Source organism: Dialister sp. UBA1703, assembly GCA_002320515.1.
In the GTDB taxonomy this organism is placed as follows: domain Bacteria; phylum Bacillota; class Negativicutes; order Veillonellales; family Dialisteraceae; genus Dialister.
In genome coordinates this window covers 15,418-18,001 of sequence record DCJJ01000054.1, presented here as the reverse complement: position 1 = coordinate 18,001, position 2,584 = coordinate 15,418, and the positions used below count along the sequence as shown (strand labels likewise).

General features: G+C 52.6%; 2 protein-coding genes. One reads left to right on the top strand and one right to left on the bottom strand.

All coding sequences use genetic code 11. The features are described 5' to 3' along the window. Positions 1-261: 261 nt before the first annotated feature. Positions 262-891 carry a site-2 protease family protein gene (locus B2Y11_RS02575; RefSeq protein WP_291055822.1) on the bottom strand — a complete coding sequence of 210 codons (630 nt, stop codon included), beginning with the start codon at positions 889-891 and terminating at the stop codon, positions 262-264. A gap of 217 nt (positions 892-1,108) precedes the next feature. Between B2Y11_RS02575 and gltS the strand changes: the two genes are divergently transcribed. Then, a complete protein-coding gene (gene gltS / locus B2Y11_RS02570; protein WP_291055819.1) occupies positions 1,109-2,338 on the top strand; it encodes a sodium/glutamate symporter in 1,230 nt (409 codons plus the stop codon). Positions 2,339-2,584 lie beyond the last annotated feature (246 nt).

Here is a 2,584-nt window from a genome sequence, read left to right as displayed (position 1 = left end):
GAATTAATCAGTGCTTCCTTAAATACCAGTCGGCGAAAAATGTGGGATACCATAGAGGCAATGGAGGGCGATCAGCCGCCTCCGGCGGCTCCCCTTTTGGTGCCTTACGGCACCACCTTCCCCCCGATGAGCGGTGGGACTATGGATGCTGTCCATCGTTTCATATACCCTGATTGAGAACAGCGGACAGTCGTTTCTCCGCCCCGTGAGCGGCGCCCCTTCGCGCCCAAAGGGCGCGTCACCAGCCCACCAGCCCACTAGTTAAAACACCAGGTACACCACATAGGTGCAGAGGGAGATGAAAAGATTGGCCAGGGGATTGATGATGCGGTTGATGAGGCCGCTGAAGACTACCACCATAAGGAGGACGAAACCGTAGCGGGCGTTGAAATTTTCGTATTTGAAGGACATCTCTCCCGGCAGGAACATGGAGAGGATTTTAGAGCCGTCCAGCGGCGGTACGGGGATAAGGTTGAAGAAGGCAAACCACACATTGTACATCATAATCCAGTTCAGGAAGAGGGCGCTTTCCCGGCTGAGCATGCCAAGCCGGAGCAGGATGGCGGAAAGAAGGATGGACAGGAATCCAAGAAAAAGATTCATACCCGGCCCTGCAAAGGACACCTTCAAAACGCCGCTTTTGTAATCCTTGTAGTATCTCGGATTAATCATCACCGGTTTGGCCCAGCCGAAGCCGCAGAGCACCAGAAGGATAGTCCCCAGCACATCCAGATGGGCCATGGGATTGATGGTAAGCCGCCCGTCCAGAGAGGGCGTAGGATCCCCCAGGGCATCGGACACCGCCGCATGGGCGTATTCATGGAAGGAAAGGGCGATGAGAAGGGCGGGCACACGGTAAATCAGGGTGCCTATATCAAGAAAATCAAACATGGCATACTCCTTTACTATTCATTGTATGGCTCTATTATACATGGTTTATGCAGACCGTCATAGTACACCCATAAAGCAAACACTTATGAAAGGGCTATATATTATGCATTTCTTCTATATTTTTTTGAATCTCTTATGACTTTCATTTATACTTGCTATTGTGCACATTGCAATCAGTCTGTTTATTTCCTGAAAATATAACAATGGGGGACTTATTATGGAAATCAATTTGAATATGTACCAGACTCTGGCGGCGGCGGTGGCTGTCTTCTTTCTTGGCGGCTTTTTGAAGACGAAAATCAAGCTGCTTCGGAAATACTGCATTCCGGCGCCTGTCATCGGCGGTACAATTTTCTCTATCCTGAACTGCATTCTCTACACCCAAGGCATCTGGACTTATACCCAGGACACGGTGATGCAGAACTGGTGCATGATGCTTTTCTTCACCAGTATCGGCTACATGGCCAGCGTAAGCCTCATCAAGAAGGGGGGCCTTCTTGTCATCAAGATGGCAGTGCTGGTGGGCATTCTCATCGTCATCCAGAACCTCATCGGCATTTCCCTTGCCCAGGTTTTCAGTGAAAATCCGCTCATGGGACTGGCGGACGGATCCATTCCCCTGGTAGGCGGCCACGGCACCTCCGGCTCCTTCGGTCCCGTGCTGGAATCCATGGGACTTTCCGACGCTACCACCATCGCCTTTGCCGCCGCCACCTTCGGCCTGGTGGCAGGCTCCTTCATCGGCGGTCCTATCGGTGAGCTCCTCATCCGCCGCTTCCGCCTCACCTCTTCGGAGGGAAAGGAAATAGACGCTTCCCTTCCCGGTGGAAAAATGGGGCCCCATCCGGAAACGGAGGAAGATGAAGACGCTGCGGCCAACTACCTCAACATGGACAATTTCATGTACGCCTTCGGCCATCTCCTCCTGGCCATGGGCCTTGGCACCTACGTGAGCCAGTTCTTTATCGACATCGGCCTCGTATTTCCCGGATACATCGGCGCCATGATCGTAGCCGCTGTGATCCGCAATATTGCCGAAGGCACCGGCCTTTACGGTATTTACCAGAAGGAAAGTGAAGTGCTGGGCGGCATGTGCCTCAATATCTTCCTCTCCTGCGCCCTTATGAGTTTGAAGCTCTGGCAGCTGGCGGATCTGGCGGTGCCCCTCATGGTGACCCTCCTCATCCAGACTGCAGTGATTGCCCTCTTTGCCTACTTCGTCATCTTCCGGGTCATGGGAGGAAACTACGAAGCCGCCGTCATGGCTTCCGGCACCTGCGGCTTCGGCATGGGCGCCACGCCGAACGCCATTGCCAATATGAACGCCATGTGCGAACGCTTCGGCCCCGCCCACACCGCCTACTTCGTCATTCCTTTAATCGGCGCCTTCGTGGTGGATTTCCTGAACGCCTCCATCCTCATGGTGTTTATGAATCTTTTGAAATAGAATCCGAAAATAGAGCCCCGTGTCCTGTTTCCAACATAAAGGGGGCTGTGAAAAAATACAGAAATGACACCGCTGCCACTCCACCTCACTGTCATTTCGACCGCAGCCGGTCAGCCGACAATAGGAAAGCCTCTTATTGGGCAGGCTAGGGAAGTACTGATTAATTCGCAGAATCGAATTTCATATGAATTTTTATCCAATGCTTCGTCATCAGTCTCCTTAAATAGCTCGCTATTCGCGTCGACT